Annotated in this window: 25 protein-coding genes; 15 read left to right on the top strand and 10 right to left on the bottom strand. The window is 69.3% G+C overall.

Annotation, left to right across the window (positions count from 1 at the left end; genetic code table 11):
• Nucleotides 1-25: 25 nt before the first annotated feature.
• Nucleotides 26-1003 carry a TetR family transcriptional regulator gene (locus G6034_RS12985; RefSeq protein ID WP_176635532.1) on the bottom strand — a complete coding sequence of 326 codons (978 nt, stop codon included), beginning with the start codon at nt 1001-1003 and terminating at the stop codon, nt 26-28.
• A gap of 136 nt (nt 1004-1139) precedes the next feature.
• Between G6034_RS12985 and G6034_RS12980 the strand changes: the two genes are divergently transcribed.
• Nucleotides 1140-2321 (top strand): hypothetical protein, encoded by a 1182-nt coding sequence (locus tag G6034_RS12980; RefSeq protein ID WP_176635531.1) that lies wholly within the window; start codon nt 1140-1142, stop codon nt 2319-2321.
• Here the strand turns inward: G6034_RS12980 and G6034_RS12975 are convergent.
• Nucleotides 2318-2476 carry a hypothetical protein gene (locus G6034_RS12975; RefSeq protein ID WP_176635530.1) on the bottom strand — a complete coding sequence of 53 codons (159 nt, stop codon included), beginning with the start codon at nt 2474-2476 and terminating at the stop codon, nt 2318-2320. The two genes, G6034_RS12980 and G6034_RS12975, sit on opposite strands and share 4 nt — an antisense overlap.
• A gap of 94 nt (nt 2477-2570) precedes the next feature.
• Nucleotides 2571-3722, bottom strand: coding sequence for a hypothetical protein (locus tag G6034_RS12970; RefSeq protein WP_176635529.1), 1152 nt, complete (start codon nt 3720-3722; stop codon nt 2571-2573).
• 152 nt (nt 3723-3874) lie between these two features.
• On the opposite strand from G6034_RS12970, the gene G6034_RS12965 reads away from it, so the two are divergent.
• The gene (locus G6034_RS12965; RefSeq protein ID WP_176635528.1) at nt 3875-4030 is read left to right on the top strand and encodes a hypothetical protein; all 156 of its coding nucleotides are present in this window, start codon (nt 3875-3877) and stop codon (nt 4028-4030) included.
• Between the two features lie 90 nt (nt 4031-4120).
• Nucleotides 4121-5278: an acyl-CoA dehydrogenase family protein gene (locus G6034_RS12960; RefSeq protein ID WP_218063903.1), complete on the top strand. Its 1158-nt coding sequence runs from the start codon at nt 4121-4123 to the stop codon at nt 5276-5278.
• Nucleotides 5279-5429: 151 nt separating this feature from the next.
• Here G6034_RS12960 and G6034_RS12955 read toward each other — a convergent pair whose 3' ends face one another.
• Together G6034_RS12955 and G6034_RS12950 are read right to left on the bottom strand one after the other, a co-directional pair.
• Nucleotides 5430-5984 (bottom strand): isochorismatase family protein, encoded by a 555-nt coding sequence (locus tag G6034_RS12955; RefSeq protein WP_176635526.1) that lies wholly within the window; start codon nt 5982-5984, stop codon nt 5430-5432.
• A 118-nt stretch (nt 5985-6102) separates the two neighbouring features.
• Nucleotides 6103-6756, bottom strand: a complete 654-nt coding sequence (locus G6034_RS12950) for a TOPRIM nucleotidyl transferase/hydrolase domain-containing protein (RefSeq protein WP_176635525.1) — start codon at nt 6754-6756, stop codon at nt 6103-6105.
• Between the two features lie 242 nt (nt 6757-6998).
• On the opposite strand from G6034_RS12950, the gene G6034_RS12945 reads away from it, so the two are divergent.
• The 3 genes from G6034_RS12945 to G6034_RS12935 all read left to right on the top strand — a co-directional run bounded on the left by G6034_RS12945 (nt 6999) and on the right by G6034_RS12935 (nt 9257).
• The gene (locus G6034_RS12945) at nt 6999-7418 is read left to right on the top strand and encodes a YciI family protein (RefSeq protein ID WP_176635524.1); all 420 of its coding nucleotides are present in this window, start codon (nt 6999-7001) and stop codon (nt 7416-7418) included.
• A 62-nt stretch (nt 7419-7480) separates the two neighbouring features.
• On the top strand, nt 7481-8689 hold the full coding sequence (locus G6034_RS12940) for an RNA polymerase sigma factor (protein ID WP_176635582.1): 1209 nt from the start codon (nt 7481-7483) through the stop codon (nt 8687-8689).
• Between the two features lie 163 nt (nt 8690-8852).
• Nucleotides 8853-9257, top strand: coding sequence for a hypothetical protein (locus G6034_RS12935; protein ID WP_176635523.1), 405 nt, complete (start codon nt 8853-8855; stop codon nt 9255-9257).
• Between the two features lie 361 nt (nt 9258-9618).
• Here G6034_RS12935 and G6034_RS12930 read toward each other — a convergent pair whose 3' ends face one another.
• The 3 genes from G6034_RS12930 to G6034_RS12920 all read right to left on the bottom strand — a co-directional run bounded on the left by G6034_RS12930 (nt 9619) and on the right by G6034_RS12920 (nt 12493).
• Entirely contained in the window at nt 9619-10383 is a 765-nt protein-coding gene (locus G6034_RS12930) for a C1 family peptidase (RefSeq protein ID WP_176635522.1), read from the bottom strand.
• A 173-nt stretch (nt 10384-10556) separates the two neighbouring features.
• Nucleotides 10557-11528 carry a hypothetical protein gene (locus tag G6034_RS12925; RefSeq protein ID WP_246295794.1) on the bottom strand — a complete coding sequence of 324 codons (972 nt, stop codon included), beginning with the start codon at nt 11526-11528 and terminating at the stop codon, nt 10557-10559.
• Nucleotides 11528-12493 (bottom strand): hypothetical protein, encoded by a 966-nt coding sequence (locus G6034_RS12920; protein ID WP_176635521.1) that lies wholly within the window; start codon nt 12491-12493, stop codon nt 11528-11530. The genes G6034_RS12925 and G6034_RS12920 overlap by 1 nt, the downstream gene beginning before the upstream one ends.
• Before the next feature lie 167 nt (nt 12494-12660).
• Between G6034_RS12920 and G6034_RS12915 the strand changes: the two genes are divergently transcribed.
• Genes G6034_RS12915 through G6034_RS20170 form a run of 4 tightly spaced genes read left to right on the top strand, consistent with a single transcriptional unit; the run spans nt 12661 to nt 14824 of the window.
• The gene (locus G6034_RS12915) at nt 12661-13278 is read left to right on the top strand and encodes a TetR family transcriptional regulator (RefSeq protein ID WP_425485526.1); all 618 of its coding nucleotides are present in this window, start codon (nt 12661-12663) and stop codon (nt 13276-13278) included.
• Nucleotides 13275-14045, top strand: coding sequence for an ABC transporter ATP-binding protein (locus G6034_RS12910; RefSeq protein ID WP_343038047.1), 771 nt, complete (start codon nt 13275-13277; stop codon nt 14043-14045). The genes G6034_RS12915 and G6034_RS12910 overlap by 4 nt, the downstream gene beginning before the upstream one ends.
• The gene (locus G6034_RS12905; RefSeq protein ID WP_176635520.1) at nt 14042-14674 is read left to right on the top strand and encodes an ABC transporter permease; all 633 of its coding nucleotides are present in this window, start codon (nt 14042-14044) and stop codon (nt 14672-14674) included. Before G6034_RS12910 ends, G6034_RS12905 begins: the two co-directional genes overlap by 4 nt.
• 18 nt (nt 14675-14692) lie before the next feature.
• On the top strand, nt 14693-14824 hold the full coding sequence (locus G6034_RS20170; protein WP_281375478.1) for a hypothetical protein: 132 nt from the start codon (nt 14693-14695) through the stop codon (nt 14822-14824).
• 140 nt (nt 14825-14964) lie between these two features.
• Here G6034_RS20170 and G6034_RS12900 read toward each other — a convergent pair whose 3' ends face one another.
• On the bottom strand, nt 14965-15966 hold the full coding sequence (locus G6034_RS12900) for a sugar ABC transporter substrate-binding protein (protein WP_343038045.1): 1002 nt from the start codon (nt 15964-15966) through the stop codon (nt 14965-14967).
• Between the two features lie 198 nt (nt 15967-16164).
• Nucleotides 16165-17238, bottom strand: a complete 1074-nt coding sequence (locus tag G6034_RS12895) for a LacI family DNA-binding transcriptional regulator (protein WP_176635519.1) — start codon at nt 17236-17238, stop codon at nt 16165-16167.
• Between the two features lie 161 nt (nt 17239-17399).
• On the opposite strand from G6034_RS12895, the gene G6034_RS12890 reads away from it, so the two are divergent.
• The 5 genes from G6034_RS12890 (at nt 17400) to G6034_RS12870 (ending at nt 22838) form a co-directional block, all read left to right on the top strand.
• Nucleotides 17400-18596 carry a Gfo/Idh/MocA family protein gene (locus tag G6034_RS12890; protein ID WP_176635518.1) on the top strand — a complete coding sequence of 399 codons (1197 nt, stop codon included), beginning with the start codon at nt 17400-17402 and terminating at the stop codon, nt 18594-18596.
• Nucleotides 18593-19606, top strand: coding sequence for a sugar phosphate isomerase/epimerase family protein (locus G6034_RS12885; RefSeq protein WP_176635517.1), 1014 nt, complete (start codon nt 18593-18595; stop codon nt 19604-19606). The genes G6034_RS12890 and G6034_RS12885 overlap by 4 nt, the downstream gene beginning before the upstream one ends.
• Before the next feature lie 51 nt (nt 19607-19657).
• Nucleotides 19658-19900: a DUF2630 family protein gene (locus G6034_RS12880; RefSeq protein WP_176635516.1), complete on the top strand. Its 243-nt coding sequence runs from the start codon at nt 19658-19660 to the stop codon at nt 19898-19900.
• Nucleotides 19901-19905: 5 nt separating this feature from the next.
• Nucleotides 19906-20832, top strand: a complete 927-nt coding sequence (locus tag G6034_RS12875; RefSeq protein ID WP_176635515.1) for an MBL fold metallo-hydrolase — start codon at nt 19906-19908, stop codon at nt 20830-20832.
• Between the two features lie 350 nt (nt 20833-21182).
• Nucleotides 21183-22838 carry an alkaline phosphatase family protein gene (locus G6034_RS12870; protein WP_176635577.1) on the top strand — a complete coding sequence of 552 codons (1656 nt, stop codon included), beginning with the start codon at nt 21183-21185 and terminating at the stop codon, nt 22836-22838.
• The last annotated feature ends 32 nt before the right edge of the window (nt 22839-22870 follow it).

Raw genomic sequence — 22870 nt, 5'->3', positions numbered from 1 at the left:
GTCTCAGGTCAATTGGAACTGAGTATCAAATTGTGTCCTTCAGGGCCCGCTGCACGGCCGCCAGGATTTCCGCCGCCGGTGTTGCGCGCGGAAACACGGCAACCACGACGTCGTCCGCGGCCCTGGGCGCGCCGGTCCCGCCGGGAGCATGGCCCGGTCCGCGCGTTCCGGCGTCCGTCTGGCCGGCGCCCGTGCCGTCGGCGCCCGTGCTGTCGGCGTCCGGCCCGTCGGCGCCCGTGCCGTTGGCGTCCAGCTTGTCGGCGTCCGGCCCGTCGGCGCCCGTGCCGTTGGCGTCCAGCTTGTCGGCGTCCGGCCCGTCGGCGCCCGTGCTGTCGGCGCCCGGCCAGCCGGCGCCCGTGCTGCCGGTGCCTGTGCCGCTGGCGCCCGTGGCGTCACGGCCACGGGCCGCGGCGACGCCCGAGCGGGGCCCCGCCGGGCCGTCGAGGACCCCGAAAAGCCGGCGGACGGCGTCGAGCGCGTCACGCATTTGGGCCCGGGACACGGGCCGGGCGCCGCGCATGAATTCTCGCAGGAGGTAGTTGTGCGTGGCGATGACGGTGGCGGCAAAACGGACCGAATCCAGCGGGTCCAGTTCCGGCAGAGCGGCGCGAAGGTGGGCGTCGAATAGTTTTTCGTAGCGGAACACGGTGACGAGTTCCTTGTCGCGCAGGGCAGGATGGGCGTTCACCACGGCATAGCGGCGGCCGGCCAGCTCCCCTTCGGCGGCGAAGTGGGAGAAGACCAGCTCGGCGGCCTGGCAGACGGCCAGCCACGGATCCCGGTGCGGCCGGGCGAGGAGTTCGCGCGCCTCTGCCAACAGGACCGCGTGGTCGGCAAAAACCACGTCCTCCTTGGAACCGAACTGCCGGAAGAACGTGCTGCGCGAGATCCCGGCGGCGGCGGCGATCTGGTCCACGCTGGTGGCGTCGAAGCCGTGCACGGCGAACAACTCCAGGGCGGTGCGGGCCACCGCCAGCTGGAATGTCGCCTGGTGCTCGCTCATGCGGCGAGGGCCGGGGGTGTGTCCATGGCTTCCACTGTAGTGCGCTGCGAGCGGCCGGCCGTGGTTCCCTTGACACCTGCCTGCGGGGGTGCGCACCATGGCATCACCCGTTGCACCCGTTGTGGAGGAGCCAGCCATGGAACAGGATACCGGACTGCCGGCGCCCACGCCGGACCAGCTGGAGGCGATGCGGCCCCATGTGGTGGAACTGCAGGACGGGCAGTTTGCCACCACGGCGCGGCTGAACACCACGCCCGCCGACGTCGACGCCATCTTCTCCACCCATCTTCCGGCCTTTGCCGCGTCGCGGGGCGGGGGAGCGGTGCCAGTCGTATTTTGGGCCCACGGCGGCCTGGTGGATGAAAACCTGGCGCTGTCCCAGGCCCTGCGGGACATTCCGTGGTGGCTGGCCAACGGGGTCTACCCGATCCACTTTGTCTGGCACACGGGACTTTGGGAAACTCTCGGCGACCTGCTGGCGCGGCACTACGGGGAACTGGCTGCGGCGGGGGCGGTTCCGGATCCCCGGCAGGGCCCGGCGGCCGGCGTGCGGGACGCCGCGCTCACCGACTTCACTGATGGACTCATCGAGGACCTGCTGCGGCTTGTCGGTGGACCGGAGATTTGGGGGGCCATGAAGGACAACGCCCGCCTTGCGTCGGCACCTGGCGGAGGGGCTGCCTATGTGGCCGATGCGCTCCGGGCGCACCTTCAGGCGCATCCCGGGTCGGCCGTCATCCACGCGGCCGGCTTCAGCGCGGGGGCGGACTTCCAGCGCCACTTTGTGCCCGCCGTCGTCCGGGACGGCGGCGCGACCTTTGAGACGTGCAGCCTGCTGGTGCCGGCCCTGGGCACGGAATCCTTCAAGGACGGCCTGTTGCCGCTGCTGGGCACCGGCATTCAGGCGCTGTCCCTGTTCGGGATGCATCAGGACCTGGCGCGCACGGACAACTACCTGGGGATTTACCACAAGTCGCTGCTGTATCTGGTGCGCGGCGCCCTGGAAGCTGTGGCGGGGACACCCCTGCTGGGCCTGCAGCAGTGCATCGAAGAGGATCCCGCGCTGGCCGCGCTGTTCAAGGTGGCCCCCGCCGCCGGCGGGGCCGAGGCCGTGTGGTCAGTGGCCAACACCGGGCCGCTGGATTCACGCAGCGCGGCCACCACCCACACCGCATTCAACGACGACGTCCCCACCATGGACAGCGTGGCCCGCCGGGTCCTGGGCCGGGACCGGATCGTTTCCTTCGGCACCACGTGGCACGCCGGCGTGCTGGCGGCCGCGGCGGGACATCCCGGCGCGGGTTCCGGGCCGGTTTAGAAACCGGGCAGCATGGATCCGTCCGCAAAAAGGTCGGCGGCGTCGTCCGGGGCGTCCTGCGGCATGACGTGTTCCACTGGACGCTCGCCCATGGCCACGAGCAACTCGTTGATCGAGGTCTGCCCCTCGATCACCTCGGGAATTTCACAGTCCATCCACCAAGCTTAAGGTTGCCGGCAGCGCCCGGGCGGCGGGACACGCCCGCGCGGCCCACCGCCGGCCGCGGCCCACCGCCGGCCGGGGACGGGTCTACCCCTCCACGCTCTTGCGGTATTCCTCGACGAGAAGGGCAGGGACCGTGCTGATGGCCGGCACGTCCTGCTCCCTGAAGCTGTCCGGCTTGTGCCGGCGCAGCAGGGCCTCGCCGTCGCGGTCCCAGTCGAAATCGGGTTGCGACAGGGCCACGCGGTACGTTGCATTGACGGTGCCGGGGAACCGTGAGGCAAGCTCCTGCAGGACATAGGCCGGGGTGGTGGAGTCCTCCACAAAGCCGCGCACCGCCCCGGCGTCGTGCGTGTCACGGGGTGGGAACCGGTGGGCATCCTCGAGCTCGCCGTAATGTAGCAGGAAGGAAATGGACTTGACCGGGTGGTGGAACAGCGCGACGTCGGCCGACTCGAGGATCTCGGGCGGAATGCCGGAATCGGGGGCAAGCTGCGCGCCGGTGCGGATCGTTGCCGGATCGGTGTCCGGCCTGGCCAGCTCGGAACCGCAGGCGTCCAGAAACCGCCGGTACGCCGCAACAGCTTCCGCGCCTGTCCCCCGAAGCACATTGCCACCAAACAGCCGGACAAAAATGTCGTGGTGTTTCCGGACCGTGTCGCGCGCGTTTTCCAGCTTCTCCGGGTTGCGGAAGGCCAGTTGCGGCATCCTTCGGAGCAGGGATGCCGCAAAACGCCGCACCTGCGGCAGATCGTTGGCACCGAAAAACCTCAAGTTGCCGCTGACCGTCCAGATGCCGCCCACTGGCACGAGGCGTGTAACCACGTAGCCGCCGGGTTTGACGTGGGGAAGCTGCTCCAGCCCGGCTGTGGGATGGGCCTGGTAGTCGAGTTCGTCGATGAGGTTGTGCAGGACCATCCACATACGGTGGTTCGAGACGATGCGGAAGGCGCCCAGGACATTGCGGTCGCGCCAGTCCTCGTACACGGCCCGGTCATCCGGCGACAGGGCCTTGTTGGTCCGCAGGAACCGGTGAAGCAGCGCTTCGCGCCCGTCGAGTGACGGCTCAAACAGCATCTGCTCCACGGCGTCGGCGAACTCCTCCATTGACGGCCGTCCCTCCGTTTCAGCCGACTTGAGGGCCTCGGCCAGGCGGCGCGCAAACCCCGGCGACGTGGCATAGTCCACCAGGGCGCTCTTGAGTTCAGCCGACCGGTCCAACAGTTCAGTGACGTCCATGCTTCCATTCTTGCGGAACACACCCGGGCTTCGGCAAATCCTGATGGCGGACGACGGCGCCCCGCGCCTTGCGCGCCCGGCAGCCGCCACGGGCCCAGCGGGCGCGGGCCCTGCGGCTGCGGGCCCTGCGGACGAGGGCCCTGCGGCCGCGCATGGATGGCCGTGCCATCGGGGCGCTGCAGCCAGTGGCCTTCCCCGTCAATTTCAGCAGTCAACGCCCCCGGGCCCGTGACACGCCGCCGGAACTCGGCGACGACAAAGACGCCGTGCTGCCCAACGACAGCCCGCTCTCCGCCGCAGGCCGCTAAACTCGCAGCAAGCGCACGCAGCCAACCCCGAAGACCCTTGGAAAGAGGCTTACAGTGAACGCCCCCGCCACAGAGAACAGCACGGCCGTCCTGGCCAACTCCGATGTTTTGAACCTTGATGCCTTGCTTACCGCCGACGAGCTGGAACTGCGGGACACGGTGCGCGCCTTTGTGGATGCACGGATCCGCCCGAATATTGCCGCCTGGTACGAGGACGCCTTTTTCCCGGTGGAGGTCGTCAAGGAGATGGGCGCCCTGGGGCTGTTGGGCATGCACCTGACGGGGTATGGGTGCCCCGGGCGTTCGGCGGTGGAATACGGCATCGCCGAGATGGAGCTGGAGGCCGGGGATTCGGGCCTGCGCACCTTTGTCTCGGTGCAGGGCTCGCTCGCCATGACCGCCATCCACAAGTGGGGGAGCGAGGAACAGAAGAACACCTACCTGCCCGGCATGGCGCGGGGGGAGGTCATTGGCTGCTTCGGGCTGACCGAGCCGACGGCCGGCTCCGATCCGTCATCCATGGCGACCCGCGCCGTGCGCACCGAGACTGGCTGGGTGCTCAGCGGTGCCAAGCGGTGGATCGGCCTGGCCTCCATCGCCCAGGTCGCGGTGGTCTGGGCCTCCACGGAGGAGGGCGTGCGCGGCTTCCTGGTCCCCACCGACATCGAAGGGTTCTCGGCCACGGTGATTGAGCCGAAGCTCTCGATGCGCGCCTCGATCCAGTGTGACCTTAAGTTCGACGGCGTCCGGCTGCCGGCCTCCGCCATCCTGCCCGGCGCGAAGGGCCTGCGCGGGCCGTTCTCCTGCCTGAACGAGGCACGCTACGGGATCATCTGGGGCGCCATGGGCGCGGCCCGGGACAGCTACGAATGTGTGCTGAAATACTCGCTCGAGCGCCTGCAGTTCGACAAGCCGCTGGCTGCCTACCAGCTGACCCAGCAAAAGCTGGTGAACATGCTCCTGGAAATCCAGAAGGGTACCCTGCTGGCCATCCACACCGGCCGCATGAAGGACGCAGGAACGCTGGAGCCGGTGCAGATCTCGGTGGGCAAGCTGAACAATTGCCGCGAGGCCATCAAGATCTGCCGCGACGCCCGGGCCATCCTCGGCGGTAACGGCATCACCTTGGACTACTCGCCGTTGCGCCATGCCAACAACCTGGAATCGGTGCGCACCTACGAGGGCACCGACGAGGTCCACACCCTGATCCTGGGCAGCCACATCACCGGCATCCCCGCTTTCCGCTGACCGCGCCCCCGCCGTGGTCCGTGGGAGGACGGACAATGTGGGAACCCGCGCGTTCGCCAGCGTCTTGGCACTGGCGGAAGGCCGCTTGCTGCACACCTGACCGGGCACGTTGCTGGCCACCTGAACGGATGTCGGCCGTCCGCGCGTGCGCTCAGCCGGTGAAGCTGATGTCCTCGGCCCTGGTGACGGCGGCCGTGCGCCCAGGCGCGTCCTGGAACTGCCAATAGAGGTTGGTATGCGCAATGACGGCCTCCACCGGCGGGGCGCCCCACGCACTCTTGTCCCCGGCGGTGTGCGCGTCGCCCACCAGCGTCACGTCATAACCGCGCGTAAACGCGCCGTGGATGGTGGAGCGGATGCAGGCGTCCGTCTCGGCCCCGGCCACCACGAGCCGGCCCACACCGGCCCTGGCCAGGATGTCCTCCAGATCCGTGCCCTCAAACGAGTCGCCGTAGGACTTGTGAACCAGTGGCTCCGCCTCCCGGCGGACCAGCTCCGGGACGTACTCCCAGGCCTCGCTGCCCTTTTGAAGCTCCTCGTCGGAATGCTGGACCCACACCACGGGGGTCCCCTCAACGCGGGCCTTCTCCACCAGGGAGGCTATGTTCGCGACGACGGAGCCGCGGCCATAGGCTTCGTCCACAACGCCCTTCTGGACGTCAATGATGAGCAGTGCGGTGTTGGGGCGGCCGGGAAGGGTGGTCATGGCGGAACTCCTGGGGTGGGCGGAGGCGGAATTGTTCCGCCACCAACCCTAGCCCGCTCCACCGGCGGGCAACAGCCCTTCCGGAACCGATTTGGCCCCTGGCCGCAGAGGCCTGTTGCTACAGGCTCGAGACGAGTTGGTCCAGCGGGGCAGGGACGCGGGCCAGGTCCAGTCCGTCCACCAGGAAGCGCCCATAGCTGATCTTGCGGCCGCTGTGGGTGCCCATGAATCGCCGGAGCTGGCGCTCCACGGACCTGGCGCGCTGGGCCGGCTGGTTCTGGAAGAGCCTGAACGAGCGCAACTCGCAGTGTTCCTCAATGATTTCCTCAACGGCCGGCGCACCCAGGGCGCGGATCAACTCGTCCTCAAGGCCGGCAACGCACACGTGGAAACCGCGCCGCTCCAAGCCGGTCCGGGTGGTGCACGGGCCCAGGCCGGCCCGTTCTAGGCCGCGCATGAAAAATCGCTCTTCGCCGGCGTCGCACAGGCCGGCCAGCTGGAGGCCAAGCCCGGAGGGCCCCAGCAGTCCCGCATACCGGGCAACGTTCGTGGCGCCGCCCATGGGCACGGTGGCGACGCCCCCGGCGTCGAGCTTCATTCCCCGGCGTTCGGCCAGGGCCTCGACGGCGGCTGCGTCGCTCGCACCTTCCACGAGAATGACGGTGTGGACGTTCTGCGCGAGGGCCAGGGCCGAGTCCGCGGCACGGCAGTCGCCGGCGGCCCACCCGGCGACTGCCGTGCGGAACCGCTCCATCGTCTCGACGGCCTTCATGGCAACGGTTTCCCTGCCTTTCTCAATGCTGACGGGACGGCCAGCCGGTTCAGCCGCGCCTGCCGGAGTTGTCCACGAGCCTACCCGCAACGGCCCTCCGGCCGGCAGGCGCCCGCCCGCGCCCGAGGCCCGCCCCGTCGGCGGGCGAAGGAAATCGCCGCCCGCTGTCGATCGGGGCTCGCGCCGTTCGACCAAGGGGTGAGAAGGTCGAGAGGCGACCTTCCACACACAAGGAGTACACCATGGCCAAGTACATGCTGATCTGGCGGGCAACCGACGAATCGCAGGCTGCGTTCAAGGACGTCGACTTCACCGACATCATGAACGCGATGGGCAAGTTCACCGACCAGATGATCCGGGCGGGCGTCCTGCTTGCGGCCGAGGGCCTGGCGGACCCGGCGGAGGGCGTCGTCGTCGACTACACGGGGGAGACCCCGGTCGTCACCGACGGACCCTACGGGGAGACGAAGGAACTGTTCAACGGCTTTTACATCGTCGATGTCGCATCGATCCAGGAGGCCGTCGAATGGGCCAAGCGGGCGCCCTACATGCAGGGGAGCAAGGCTGAGATCCGCCGCGTCCCCACCATCGACGAGTTCCCGCAGGACAATGAATGGATCCGTAAGGAACGGGCCTGGCGCGAGCGGACCGGGCAGCTCTGACCGGTGTGAGCCAACACGCCGGCACGGAGAATGCGCGGGGCGCCGTCGAGGCGGTGTGGCGGATGGAGTCCGCCCGGATCGTCGGCGCCCTGGCCAGGTACACGGGCGACTTTCCGCTGGGCGAGGACCTGGCCCAGGAAGCCCTGGCCGAGGCACTGGTGTCCTGGGCCGTGGACGGCGTGCCCGCCCAGCCGGTGGGGTGGCTGCTGACGGTGGGCCGCCGCCGCGCCATTGACGCCTTCCGGCGGAGGTCCGCGCGCGACGAACGCTATGCGCTGCTGGCCCGCGGGCTGGACGAGGAGGAGCCCGGGGCGGATGCCCTGTTTGACCCCGAGGCGATCGACGACGACGTCCTCGCGTTGATGTTCATTTCCTGCCACCCCGTCCTGGCCAGGGAGGCACGGATTGCCCTGACCCTGCGCGTGGTGGGAGGCCTGGGCACGGCCGAGATCGCCAAGGCCTTCCTGGTGCCCCAGCCGACCATCCAGGCCCGCATCACCCGGGCCAAGAAGGCGCTGGCCGCCGCTGACGTCCCTTTTGCCGTGCCCCCGCCGGAGGAACGGGCCGCGCGGCTGGGCTCCGTGCTCCAGGTGGTCTACCTGATCTTCACGGAGGGGTCATACGCATCCGGTGGTTCGGACTGGATCCGCGCGGACCTGGCCTCGGAGGCCCGACGGCTGGCCCGCGTGCTGGTCAGGCTGGCACCGGACCCGGAGGTGTCCGGGCTGCTCGCGCTGATGGAATTGACCGCCGCCCGGTTTCCCGCACGCCTGGACGCCGCGGGACGGCCGGTGCTGCTGGAGGACCAGGACCGCAGGCTGTGGGACCAGTCGGCGGTCCGGCGCGGCCGGGCCGCCCTGGCGCAGGCCTCGGCGGCCGGCCGGGGCCTCGGGGCGTACGGCCTCCAGGCGTCGATCGCCGAGTGCCACGCCGTGGCGCGGTCCGTGGCCGAGACGGACTGGCCGCGGATCGTCGCGCTCTACAGGGCACTGGGGAAGCTGGCGCCGTCGCCCGTCATCGAGCTCAACCGCGCCGTGGCGGTGGCGATGGCGTCGGGCCCGGCGGCCGGCCTCGGCGTGCTCGACGCGGTCGCCGCCCAGGGCGGGCTGGCGGAATCACACCTGCTTCCGTCCATCCGAGGCGAACTGCTCCTGCGGCTCGGCCGCGTCGAGGAGGCGCGGGCCGAACTGCGGCGGGCCGTCGAGCTGTGCGGAAACGCCGCCGAACGCGCTGTGCTCCAGGGCAAGCTCGACGGCGCGGGCCGGGTGTAGCGGGCGGGTGCCGGCCGCGGCCAGCCCCGGCGGCCGCGCCGTACCGGCCAGGCTGAGCCACCTCCGGCGTTTCCTAGGATCGGCCGACCCACCCTTCCCCTTACGGCACGGGCGTGCCTCCGGCAGGATTGAAGCCGGGGGCAGGGCAGGAAAGGAGCTCAACGTGACAGACATCCAGGCACTACCGGGCATCCATCGGCCCGAAGAACTCCACACCGGCGAATACATCGAGGCCTGGCGCGGCGGAAGGCTCCTGGACGCGGGGACGGTGAGCAGGATGCTGCCGTCCGTGTCGATGGCGTGGATTGTCTGCGCCAGGACGGGAACGCTCAAGCTGGTGGACTTGGAGACCACGGTCGTCGTCCGGGTCGGGGACGCCGGGCCGAGGGCTCAGGGGGCGGGGGCACGCAGGGGGTGCCGCCGTCGTGCCATCCTGCGGTCCGCCAGGCCCAAGGGCACGACCGCCGAGGCCGCCGTGACCTGCGGCAGCGACCCCTGCGGGCCCCACAGCGTCCGGACCAATGCCCGTGCGGCGAGATGCGCCATATCCTGCGAGTGGCAGGCGTAGGCGCGGCTGACCGCAGCGCAGCCACCGCAACCAACAGCGCGGAACCCGTCCACCAAATGGGCACGCCTGCCGCGGCGGCAATCAGCCACAACGACCGCGACGATGAACGGCAGCATGTACCGACTGAACGGCAGCATGTACCGATTGAACGGCAGCAGGGCCGCGGCATGTCGGCAGGAAGCGTGTCCACCTCCCAGAGACCCTGCGGCGGCAGGCGCATCCCGTCAACGGCAGCGGGCCGACGGCCGCCGCGGCCACCCCGATGGCAAAGCGCGCAACCGGTCCGGCCGCTTTCAGGCGTGTGAGCATGTTTGGTCAGTCCGCGCGTCCCGGGGCCAAACTGGCATCCGGGCGCGCGGGGTCAGGACGTGGACTTCACCGTCCAAAAGTCGCTGGCCAGCGATGTGCTGAGGAGGTAGGCGTAAGGCATGGTTGCGTACCCGGCCTTGCCCCAGCCCGCGCCCCACGAGTTGCGGATGGTGAACCGCTGGGCGGCGTCGTCATAGCCGACGGCCACCACGCAGTGCCCGCCCAGCACCGCCTCTCCCGAGGCGGGCATGGGGACCACGCCGGTGCTGGCCACTTCGCTGCTTTCGAAGCTGTCGTAGACGGTGAACCCAAACACGATCGGGTAACCGGAGGCGAGGCAGCCCTTCAGCTGGCCGAGCGTCTGGCCGACGCGCGAGTACACTATCGCGCGGTGGCTTTTGGCCGCTGTGTAGCAGGCCGCCTTCGGCTTGGTCGCAAACTTGGCGATGTCGTAGGGCCAGAGGGTCTCGTCACACGCGCCGGTCTTGGAAACGGTCTTGATGCCGTCGCGGATCTGGGCGCCGGAGTCGGACTTCACCGTTCCCTCGATGACCCGCTCGTTGTAGTAGATGAAAAGCCGCGACGGCGCCGCGGTGTCAGCCAGGCCCTCCTTCAGGGCGTCAAACTGGAGCACGCCGGCCACGCCGTTGCCGGTGCAGGAGCCCAGCTGCCCCTGGTCGTAGACCGGCGGGCACTGGGGAGTGAGGTCGACGACGGGCGGCAGGCTTGCCTGCACGGCTGCCGCTGCCGCGAAGTGAAAGTCGCGCTGGTCGGGCAGGTCGGGGACCCATCCGTACCGCGAGTTGGTTCTGGCCATGATTGTGGTTCCTCCTTCACCGCCATGCCGTGGTCCTGTCGGGCCCGCAACAGCATGGTTGAAATTGAGAATCCTCCGCGCCCCGGGGCATGTCAAGGGGGTTCTTCGGAAAGCAGGTTTCCGGCCGGCGCCGCCTGTCCGGCCGCCGCGCCCCGTCCGCCACTGTGGCGACTTTACCGGTTGCCGAACTCCACCCGGACGTCGTCGTTGTCAGGAAGGACGACGACGGTGCCCCGGGCCAGCGTCCAGCCGTCGGGCAGCAAAAAGAAGCGTCCGCCGCTGACGACCAGGAGGTGCAGGCCCGTGTATTTGTAGACAGGTGCCGACGCCGTTCCGAGCCGGTTCTGGGCCACGCCGGGCGCGCCGATGGAGAGGTCGGCATGGCTGTAAACGTCCGCCCGCGGCAGCGACGCCAGCTGGGCCTGGACGTCGGCCGCCAAGCCGCGCCCGACCACCTGGGCGAAATCCGAAACGCCCCAGAACAACAGCACCGTCACGAGCGTGAAGACGAATGTGGCCTCCAGGGCCCGGTGCTGGAGGACCAGCCTCCCTGAGGTCCTTGGCGGCTGCCCGAGCGTGAGGCGGTGCAGGCGCACGCCCCACTCGGCCAGCAGGACGCCGGCAGCCATCAGGAAGGGAACCGCCAGGAATGCCCCCCGGGGTAGGACCACGGCCAGGAGCCAGCAGCCGCCGGCCAGGGCGGTGCCGCCGACGGTCGCCGCTGCCGACAGGCGGGCCATCAGCGGGCCCCGCCGCCCCGGTTCCATCTGGCCGCGCACCCAGCCGTCGACGGCCAGCCACGCCAGGCCGGCAATCAGGAGCGAGACAAGGGGAAAGAACAATGACCGGATGCTCCGCAGGGCGTAGTCCTGCACGGAGTAGCCAAACAGGCTGACGTCCAGCCCCATGGCCCGGGCCTGGGCGTCGGAGCGTGCCCAGCCAAAGTAGACGAGCAGCGCCGTGGCCACCGTGACGGGAGGGCCGATCGAGGAAATGATCGCCAGGACCTTCGCCAGCGGCGTCGCGACGTCGCCGTCCGGGGCCTCCGTGCCGCCCGCCGTGGCGCCTGCTGTGGCGCCGTCGGGTGTGGCGCCGCCCGCCGTGGTGGCGTCGGGTGTGGCGCCGTCGGCTGGTCCGCCGGCCATCAGCCGAGGTCCCCTTCCGAGGGCGTGGCCACACTTGACTGGCCGGGCGTGGTGGCATCCGGAGCCGTGGATGAGCCGGATAGATAGGTGAACGTGAGCGAGCCGGGGATGGCCCCGGCGCTTCCCACGGCCGTGATCTGGACCGTGCCCGCTGCCGCGGCGGGCGGGATGACGGCGTCCCAGCGTCCGGGCTGGTCCGGATCCGGCTCGGCCGCCACGCGTTGCCCGCCCACCATGACGGCCACGACGTCTAGGAAGCGGCCGGCCAGCTGGAAGCGGCCTCCGGCCAATCCGCTCGAGGGCGTGCTGCTGGCCCCCTGCCCGTCAAGTGCGTCGAGCCCCACCAGGCCCAAGGGGCAAGCCGTTCCGGGCCCCGCCGCGGGGGAAGGCGCCGCGGCGGGGTGTTCCGAGTGGAACGTCACGAGGGCGGCGACGAGGTCGTAGGCGGCCCGGTCCAGGCAGCGGTCGTCTCCGGGCCGCTGCAGTGTCGCGAGTCCGGCGGCGGCATCCGTCCATCCGGATGCCTGGCCCTGGTACACGGCCCGGCAGGCGGCCGTGGCCGCACTCCACAGCGCGAACCCGTCGGACGTCGTCGAGTTGCCGGCGTTGACGGCGGCTGCCAGGCCGTCGCAATCCTTGGCCTGCAGCAGCACGTACCACTGGCTTTGAGGGGGGTCGGCTGGATCCACTGGCCCGGGGGGAACCCAGGCCAGCACGCCGCCGTCGTTATTCCCGTTTGTCCCGGAACTTCCATTGTTCCTGGGACCTGAGTTGTTCCCGGGATTGCCGGTGCTCCCCGGCGCGCCCGCCCGGGCGCTGTCGCTGGCGGACCCTGCCGTCATCCCGCCCGCCGTGGGCGACTGGGGGGCGGCCGCGGGCGGTGACGCGCTGCAGCCGGCGAGCGCCAGCAGCGCGGCGGCCGCCAAGGCGCATGGCCGCTTCCTGGCATTCGCACACCACCCCATGGTGACTCCTCCACCCCTCATCGGCCCCCGCAAACAGCCGACCGCCGGGGCCCGCAAGATGGTGGCTAATTGTTGGGCCTTGGGAATTATTATCCTCAGTCTCCATGGGGTGACAAGGACTCATTTGGCGGACCTCCCGGGTTGCGGCACATCCTTGACCCCTTGAAATGTTAGTGACTAACATTATTGGCATCGGAAAAGCTGCGACGACCAAGGCGCGCCTGCAGGAGCAGGCCATGGCGCTCTTCAGGCAGCGTGGGTTCGACGGCACCACAGTGGCCCAAATTGCCGCGGCGGCAGGGGTTACGCAGGTGACCTTCTTCCGGCACTTTCCCACCAAGGACGCCGTGGTCTTCGACGACCCCTATGACCCGGTAATCGCGGATGTCATGGCGGCACAGGACCGCACGTTGCCGGCGCTGGAGCGTGTCCGGACGGGCCTGGCCGCGGCATGGGGCTCGATCCCGGAACCGGCCATCAACGCCACCAGGGACAGGATCAGGCTGATAGCGGGCCACGCCAGGCTCGCGGCAGGCATCTGGGAAAACAACCGCAGGACCGAGCAGCTGATCGTCACAGCCCTGACGGGAACCGGCGTCGGACGGGTTGAGGCACGGGTTGCCGCCGGTGCGTGCCTTGGCGGCTTGACGGCCGCCCTCTTGGACTGGGCGTCGGAACCGGACGGGCAGGATCTGCCGGAACGCATGAATGCCGCACTGGCCCTCCTGGGCGGACAAATCGGCGGGCCGGCCACCGCTGCGGGGGATGCGGACGGTTCCCCGTGACCGTGCCTGCCGTCATTGCGGCGGACCGGATAACCAAGTCGCTGGGCGGACTCCCCGTCCTTGACGGGGTGTCCCTGGACGTGGGGCCGGCTGAAATCCACGCCCTGGTCGGGCTGAACGGGGCCGGAAAGACGACCCTGATGCGGATTCTGCTGGGCATGCCCGCCCCGGACCGCGGCTCGGGCTCCCTGGCGGGAGTGCCTGTATCCGGGGCGGGGGCACGGACCTGGTCCCGGCTCGGACAAATGCTGGAGGCGCCCTTCGCCTACCCGGAGCTGACAGTGCGGGAGAACGTCTATTCCTCGGCCCGCCTGCACGGCATGGGCCGCAAAGACGCCGGCTCTGCGCCCGAAGCGGCCTTGAACAGCCTGGGGCTGGAGGAGTATGCCGCCAGACGCGCCGGGACCCTGTCGCTGGGAAACAGACAGCGGCTGGGACTGGCCGCCGCCCTGGTCCACCGGCCCACCATGCTTGTTCTGGACGAGCCGGGAAACGCCCTGGACCCGCGCGGCGTCATCGTTCTCCGCCAGCTGCTTCAGGACGCCTGCCGGGCGAGCGGCGCCGCCATCCTGGTCTCCAGCCACCACCTTGACGAGGTGGCGCGGATGGCCGGCCGGATCAGCGTGCTCCACCGTGGACGGGTCATTGGCAATCTTCAGCCTGGGACCGTGGATCTTGAACGGCAGTTCTTTGACCGGGTGCTGCGGGCCGATCAGCAGCGGTCCGATGAGCAGCGGTCCGCCGCGCAGGGGCCGGGGCAACCATGAGGACGTCCGGCCGGGCCCTGGAGTTTGAGGCACTAAAATTCCGCCGGGCGCCGGTGGTCCGCACAGTCTCCGCGCTGATTGCCGGCGGCCTTCCGGCGCTCGCCGCGGCGTTCATGGTTGCGGCGAACTCCGCCCCATCCAGCCTGATCGGCCTCAAGGCCGCCGCCATGGTGACGACGGCAGGCTGGGCCGGGTATCTGGGGATGGTGGGGATGCTGCTGTCCGTTGGGGCGCTGATGGGCATCGGGTTCGTGGTGTGCTGGAGTTTCGGGCGCGAGTTCACCGACAAGACCGTGGGGGGACTCTTCGCACTGCCGGTCAGCCTGCGGCGGCTTGCCTGTGTGAAGTTCATGGTGATCCTGCCCTGGTCCCTGGGCCTTTGCCTGGCCTGCGTGGCGACGGCCCTCCTCGCCGGCTCCGTCATCGGACTCGGCGTCCCCGGGCCGGCGGCCTTGGAGGCCGCGGGCAGGGCATTGTGCGCCGGCGCCATGGCAGCCCTGCTGGCCTGCCCCCTCGCCGTGGTGGCGAGCGTCGCGCGCGGCTACCTTCCCGGCGTCGGCGCCCTGATATTGCTGGTGGTTGCCAACCAGGTTGTGACGGCTTTTGGAGCCGGGGCGTGGTTTCCCTAGGCGGCGCCCGGGCTGTGGATGGGCCTGGGTGGACCGGCCGCCGCCGCGGCAGTCAGCCCGATCCAGCTCTTCCTCTGCGTCCGGGTTGCGTTGCTCGGCATTGCCATCACCGCCCAATGGTGGAAGAACATGACCATTGCCGCCGGTTGAAAGCCCGGACGGCCCGGGTCCGGGAGGGTCTTCCCGGACCCGGGCCGTTACGGCGGCTCCTTCCGGGACCCGGGCCGTTACGGCGGCTCCTTCCGGGACCCGGGCCGTCACGGCGGCTCCTTCCGGGACCCGGGCCGGTCCTAGCGGATGCCTTCCTTGGCGAACGTGAGGACGGCGGGGGCGTTCGTCTTGTCAATGATGGATGGTCCGGTCAGCACGGGCAGCCCGCCGCCCACCTTGAACCCGCCGCGCTTGTACTGCCAGAGGGCGTCAATGGAGTCATAGCCCTGCAGCCAGGGCTGCTGGTCCACCGTGAACTGCACCTTGCCGTCGATGATCGACTGCGCCAGCGTTGCGTTCAGGTCGAAGGAGGCCACCTTGACCTTGTCCTGCAGGTTGAGGCTGGCGACGTCCTTCACAATGGTCAGCGTGATCGGCGCGCCCAGGCCGATGATGGCGTCCACGCTTGAATTGGCCTGCAACTTGGCCGTCACCGTCGAGTCCACCTGGGTCATGTCCGTGCCCTGGACGTAAAGGATTTCCGTGCCCGGGACCTTGGACTTGACGCCGGCGCAGCGGGCCTGCAGCCCCACGTTCCCCTGGGCCTGGATGACGCAGATCGGGTGCTTGACGCCTTCGGCTGCCAGCCGGGTGCCGACGGCGGCGCCGGCCACGTTCTCGTCCGAGCCGAAGTGCGTGAAGGCGCCCAGGCTCTTGAAGACATCCTCGCCGGAGTTCAGGCTGACCACTGGAATGCCTGCGTCCTCCGCCTTCTTCAGCACTCCCTTGAGCGCGTCGGGCGTGGCCAGGGTGACGGCGATGCCATCCACCTTCTGGTCGATGGCCTGCTGGACCAGCTGGGCCTGCCCGCCCGCGTCGGTGTCGGAGGTGTACAGCAGGTTGACGTTGTCCTTGTTGGCCGCCTCCTGGGCACCCTTGCGGACAATGTCCCAAAAGGTGTCCCCGGCCGGGGCGTGCGTGATCAGGGCAATGTTGAGCCGGGGAGTGCTCACGGCCTGTCCGCCGCTGCCCGCCGGGGCCGTGTCGGTGGTCCGTCCGCCGGAACTGGAACAGGCGCTCAGCGCCAGCATGGGCACCACGGCGGCCGTCAGCGCCGCCATGCGCCAAGAAAACTTCCTCACAATTGATCTCCTTTGATATGTGGGACTGCCGTTGGACGCCGCTCCCGTCGGGGATGCGGAAGGCCCAAGGGGGTCTGGTGCGGCCGTTGGAGGGGCCTGGGCAGCACATCCTATTGTCAAGACAAAGTGAGTGCGTGAGGATCACTGTACGCGCCGCCGGATGGGGCCACAAGACTTTTGAGGAAAATGTTTGTAGCGCTATAAATCGTGTGCCGGCCGGGGCCGGGGCCCCTGGGATGCACGACGCCGGTGCCCGGCTCGGGCGCCGAGGGGCGCCGTGGTGCCCCGCGGTGCCAGCGCCGGCGGGATCAGCGTCCGCAGCAGGGTGCGGGCGGGATCCTCCATGCGGGCCAGCAGCGCCTGTGCTGCTCCCGCGCCGACGTCGCCGCTTTTGGCGTCGACGGAGCTCAGATCAAGGTAGCGCGACATGGCCAGGGGTGAATTGTCGTAGCCGAGGACTGAAACGTCCCGTGGCGCCTGCAGCCCCCGTTCCCGCAGGGCCGCCAGGGCCCCCACCGCCATGATGTCATTGGCGGCAAAAATGGCCGTCGTGTCGGGGAAGTGGTCCATGAGTGCGCAGGCGGCCTGGTAGCCGTCCTCTTCGCTGGTTCCGTGGCCTTCCCCCCAAAGCCGCACGGGCAGGCCCGCCTCGGCGCAGCGCAGGAGGAAGCCGGCCCGGCGGTGGGTCGCGGCCCCTCCCGACCCCGTCAGGTGGCCGATCCGGGTGTGCCCCAGCTCCAGCAGGTGTCCGGCCGCGAGGCGCCCGCCGGCGCTGTCGTCATTGGCAATCAGGTCGGCGCCTTCGGGGATCCGGTCCCGCCAGCCGGCAACAACGGTGGGGGCCCAGGTCGCCTCAAGCATCGAGTCGCGCGGATCCATGGCCACCACTATGCCGTCAACCCGCATGGAGAGCAGCTGGTCAATGGCTCCGTTCCCGGGGGCGTCGCCGGCCTTCGAATCCAGCACGGTGACGTGGTAGCCGTGCTTGTCAAGCTCGGACTGCAAGCCCTGGAGGAGCTCAACAAACCACAAGTTGCGGTAGTCGTCAATGATGAGCCCGACGGTTTTGGTCCTGCCGCCGGCAAGGGTCGCGGCGGCCCGGCTCGGGCGGTACCCCAGCTCCTTGATGGCCGCGTCCACGGCGGCCCGCTTGGGTTCGCGCACCAGCGGGGAGCCCTGCAGGACCAGGGACACCAGGGAAGTCGAAACGCCGGCGCGCCTGGCCACGTCGGAGATGGTGGGGCGCCTGGACTTGGAAGCAGTGGTGGCCATCGTCGGGAGAATCCTTTCGTCTCTGACACACGAGACTACCGGGAAACATATTGACAGGACATATGGATGAAACTAACCTAACTGAACCGGCGCAATTTGTAGCGCTCCAAACAACACAGCCCGGGTCACGCTCCGAAGCTGGATTTCAAAGGAGAACCTCCATGAGTTTAGGGATAGCCGTCATTGGCGCCGGCATGGCCGGCAAGGCGCACGCTGCCGCCTTCCGCACCGCGTCCACCCTGTACAACCCCGTTCTGCCGCCCATCCGGCTCGTGTCCATTGGCGACGTGAACGCTGAATTTGGCAGCCACGCCGCCAGGCGCTTCGGCTATGAACGCTCCGACACCTCCTGGCAGGCCATTGCCGCGGCGGATGACATCGACGTGGTCAGCGTCGTCATCGCCAACTCCCTCCACCGCGAGGTGGTCGAGGGGCTGCTGGCCGCGGGCAAGCATGTCCTGTGCGAGAAGCCGCTGAGCGACACGCTGGCCGACGCCCGGGCCATGGCCGAGGCCGCGCGCAATGCCCGGTCCATCGCCCGCATCGGCTACACCTTCCGCCGCACCCCCGGCATCGCCTACATCCGGGACCTGGTCCAGTCAGGGGTCCTCGGCAAGGTCCTGCACTTCAGCGGCCGCTACTGGACCGACTACGGATCCAACCCGCAGGCGCCCATGAGCTGGCGCTACAAGGGCACGGCCGGGTCCGGCGCGCTGGCCGACGTCGGCAGCCACCTGGCCTACGTGGCAGAGTTCCTGTGCGGGGACGTCCGTTCCGTCAACGGGGGCCAGCTGAGCACCGTCATCGGCGAACGGCCGCTGCCGCTGGGCGCCGTCATGGGACACGACCATGCAGCCGTCGGCGACACCTTTGAGCGGGTCGAGAATGACGACTACGCGGCGTTCTCGGCAACGTTTGACCAGGGCGTCGGCAGCTTCGAGGTGTCCAGGGTTGCCGCCGGCCACGCCAACAGCCTGATCTTCGAGGTGTTCTGCGAAAACGGGGCCGCCACCTTTGACCAGCGCCGCCCGGCCGAGATCGGCCTGTTCCTCAACGACGGCGCATCCGCGCAGCGCGGCTACCGCCAGGTCATCCTCGGCCCGGAGCACCCCTACATCGGCGGCGGCCTGGCCATGGACGCCCCCAGCGTGGGCTTCGGCCAGAACGACGCCTTCGGCTATCAGGCCAGGGCCTTCCTTGAAGAGGTGGCCGGCATTGACCAGGCCGCCTCGCTCCCGCGCAACGCCACGTTCGACGACGGGGTCCACAACATGGAACTGCTCGACGCCGTGGCCCGGTCCGCCCAAGCCGGCGGAAGCGCCGTCGTCGTCGATTCCGGAAAGCTGGCGTCGGCATGAAACTCGGCGTCTACAACGCGGTCCTGCACGACCGGCCCCTGCCTGAAGCACTCGACGTGGTGAGGAGCCTTGGCCTCACCGGCATCGAAATCAACTCCGGAGGCTTCCTGCCCGCCGTCCACATCCCCACCTTCGACGCGATCCTTGAAAGCGACGCGGCCCGCGACGACTATCTGGCAATTTTTGACGGGACCGGGGTGCACATTGCCGGGCTGAACTGCAATGGCAACCCGCTGCACCCCAACCGTGCCATCGGGGACAAGCACGCCGAGGACATCCGGCGCTCCATCCGCCTGGCGAACCGCCTGGGGCAGCACCGGGTCGTGACCATGTCCGGGCTGCCCGGGGGAGAGCCGGGGGCCTCGCGGCCCAACTGGATCGTCAACGCCTGGAACTCGGCGGCGCTGGACGTGCTGGATTACCAGTGGGGCATTGCGGCGGAGTTTTGGAAGGAGACAGATGCCCTCGCCCGCGACCTCGACGTGAAGGTGGCGCTGGAACTGCACCCGCAGAACCTGGTCTTCAACCCCGCCGACGTCTTCAAGCTGGTGGAGCTCACCGGCGCCACGCACCTTGGCGTGGAGCTGGATGCCTCGCACCTGTTTTGGCAGCAGATGGACCCCGTTGCCGTGGTCCGCGCCCTGGGCCCGCTGGTGTTCCATGCCGCGGCAAAGGACGTCCGCATCAACCCGGCCGCGGCCGTCTACGGCGTCCTGGACAACCGCTTCCGGCGCCTCTCACCGGAGGAGCCGCGGACCAACCTGGGCGGCGACGAATGGGCCAACGAGTGGCCCAGGGACGCGGCCTGGGACTTTGTGGCGCTCGGCAAGGGCCACGACACCGCCTTTTGGACGGAGTTCCTGCGCGCCCTGCACGAGGTGGACCCGGACATGCTGGTCAACATCGAGCATGAGGACGTGGAGCTGGGCCGCATCGAGGGGCTCCAGGTCGCCGCCAGGGTCCTGCTGGACGCGGACGCGGTCCTCGCCGCCGGGGCCGTAGCGCACTAACGTGGGTCTGGACAGCGCAAGCGGCGCCGGAGGACAAGAGGGAGACTCGGGATGGACAACAACCAGGTGCACCACAGGATCGAGGAGCTGGTCAAGGCCGAACAGGAGCTGCGGGACACCAGTGCGGACCAGACGAAACTGCCTGAGAGGGCGGCACGGCTGAAGGCCATTGAGGTCCAGCTGGACCAGTGCTGGGACCTGCTCCGCCAGCGCCAGGCACGCATCCACGTGGGGGAAAACCCGGACGACGCCAGCGTGCGTCCGGCCAGCGAAGTCGAAGGCTACAAGCAATAGGCGCCGTGGATTTCCTGGCCGGCGCGCCGGTCCCGGCCAACCTCGACGTCCGCTGGATCCACGGCAGCCGGCGCGGGGGTGCCGGTGCCGGGCCGCTGATCCAGGTCCACCGCCACGACGAGCACAGCTACGTCCTGCGCCAAAGCAAGGGCACCAGCTTCGAGGCGCCGTTCCTGTACCTGCTCTTCGGCAACAGCCGGGCCCTGCTGCTGGACACCGGCGCCACGGCCGACCCTGCCCTTTTCCCGCTGCGAACCACGGTGGATTCGATCATGGCCGAATGGCTCGCCGCGCACCCCGCGTGCGGCGGCGGGCGGTGCGGGCTGGTGGTGGCGCACACCCACGGCCACGGCGACCACATTGCCGGGGACGGACAGTTCGCGGGCCGGCCGGACACCGAGATGGTGGGTCCCGGCCTGGCCGCCGTGCGCGCCTTTTGGGGGTTCACGGACGACGCCGGCCCCGCCGCCCTTGACCTCGGCGGCCGGGTCGTGGAGGCCATCCACACGCCCGGGCACCAGAAGGCGGCCATCACCATCCACGACCCGTGGACGGGGTGGCTGCTGACGGGGGACACCGTCTGCCGGGGCCGGCTCTACGTCGAGGACATGGCCGCGTTCACCGAGAGCCTGGACCGCATGTGGGCCCTGGCCCGGGACCGGCAGGCCACGGGGGTCTTGGGCTCCCACATTGAAATGACCACCTTCCCCGGGCGTGACTATCCCGCGGGAACGCTTTACCAGCCCGACGAGCCGCCGCTGCAGATGACGGTCGGGCAGCTGGGCGAGGTCCGCGACGCAGCCCGGGCCGTGGCAGAGCGCCCCGGTGCCCACGTCTTCGACGAGTTCATCATCTTCAACGGGCCCTGCGAGGCCGCCTTCCGGCGGCAGCACCTTCGCCGGCTCGCCAACCGGCTGCGCGGCAGGCGCTGATCCATTCAATGCCGCGGGCATGGAGCCAGCGGTCCGGGCCGATGCCAGGGCAGCCCGGTGCCATGTCCGGGCGCTGAGGCCGCGCCGCACGCCGGCAACGGCCGTCCGGCGTGCCGCCGAGGGTGAGCCGGGCTGGGTGGCGGGGACGTCGCCGTCGTACATCAGTCAAGGCCGCTAACTGGGAATCAGCCCCGAGTTTGGCGGCGCGTGGCCGAATCTGTGGTGAACAATGCGCGAGAAGGCGCCGAAGTCCTCACCATCGGGCCGGGGCCTTGGCAGAATCCAGACGGGATGAACCGTCATCCCCGACGTCTCCCCATTGGCGAAGGACAAAAGTCTCGATGAAATCAATGACAAAGAATGCGGTGGCCGCAGTTCTCGGTGCGGTCATGATTGCCGGCTCCACCGTGACGCCGGCGCTCGCCGGCCACGGCCAGGGCGCAAGCAGCCGTCCCGGCACCTCGAAGCACGTGCTCCTGCTCTCCGTGGATGGCATGCACCAGAAGGATCTGGATTGGTACTCGCAGAACCACCCGGGCTCCGCCCTTGCGTCCCTGGTGCACCATGGGACCAGCTACACCAACGCGCAGACGCCCGTCCCGTCGGACTCCTTTCCCGGCATGGTGGGCCAGCTGACAGGTGGAAACCCGAAAACTACGGGCGTCTACTACGACGACACCTTCAATCGCGCGCTCCTGCCGGCCGGGACCACTGACTGCGCCAAGGCCGTCCCGGGTGCCGAGGTTGCCTACACCGAAGCGGCCGACGCCAACCCGCTCGCGCTGGACGCAGGCCAGGGCCTCGGTGGCCTGCCCGCCAGCATCATGAACATGACCGGCCACCCGGAGACGCTGCTGAACCCGGCCGCGCTGCCGGTGGACCCGACCACCTGCAAGCCGGTCTACCCGCACCAGTACCTGAAAGTGAACACTGTCTTCGAGGTGGCGAAAGCCGCCGGGCTGACCACGGCGTGGTCGGACAAGCACGCAGCATACGAGATCCTCAACGGCCCCTCCGGCAAGGGCATTGACGACCTCTTCACACCGGAAATCAACTCCACCACGTCCGCGCCCTTCACCGGGGCCGACTGGACCACCGACAACGCCGCCACCCAGCAGTACGACGGCTACAAGGTCCGGGCCGTCCTGAATGAAATCCACGGCAAGGACCATTCCGGGACCAGGTTCGCGGCGATCCCGGCCATCTTCGGCATGAATTTCCAGTCCGTTTCCACGGCACAGAAACTTCCGACGTCGGACGGCCTGGCGGGCGGCTACCTGGCCGACGGCGCCACGCCGGGGCCGCTTCTGAGCAAGGCCCTGGACTACATCAACGCGTCGGTTGGAAACATGGTGGCGGCGCTGAAGGCCACGGGCAACAGCAAGGACACCACCATCATCCTCTCCGCCAAGCACGGGCAGTCGCCCATGAATCCGGCGGCGCTGACCCGGGTCCCGGACGGTGCCATCATCGCCGGCCTCAACGCGGCATGGAAGGCTGCCCACCCGGCGTCGTCCGCGGACCTGGTGGCCTTCTCCACGGACGATGACATCATGCAGTTGTGGCTGTCCGACCACTCGCAGGCAGCCGCCCAGTTCGCCAAGGACTACCTGCTGGCGCACGCTGCGGCCGGCAATGGCATTGCCGGTACGGCGAAGACCGTCCAGTCCTCCGGGCTCAGCGCTGTCCATGCCGGGAGCGGGTCCGCGAAGTACTTCGGCACCACCGCCGCTGATTCCCGCTACCCGGACGTCCTGGGCATCGCCCAGGCCGGTGTGGTCTTCACCGGCGGCCACAGCAAGATCGCCGAGCACGGCGGCGCCGGTGCCGACGACCGCAACGTGCCGCTGGTGGTGTCCGGCGCCGGCCGAGGCAAGGCGCAGAAGGTTTCCGCGCCGGTCGAGACGACGCAGATCGCCCCGACCATCCTTGCTGCCCTGGGCCTGGACCCGAGGCAGCTGCAGGCAGTGCAGATCGAGGGAACCCAGGCGCTCCCGCAACGCTGAGCCGGCCGGGCCGCGGCTGCGTCTTCGCGATG

It is taken from the genome of Arthrobacter wenxiniae (assembly GCF_013376105.1).
Classification (GTDB): Bacteria; Actinomycetota; Actinomycetes; order Actinomycetales; family Micrococcaceae; genus Specibacter; species Specibacter wenxiniae.
Note: the sequence above shows the minus strand (reverse complement) of the source record. Positions and strands in the feature narration are given on the sequence as shown.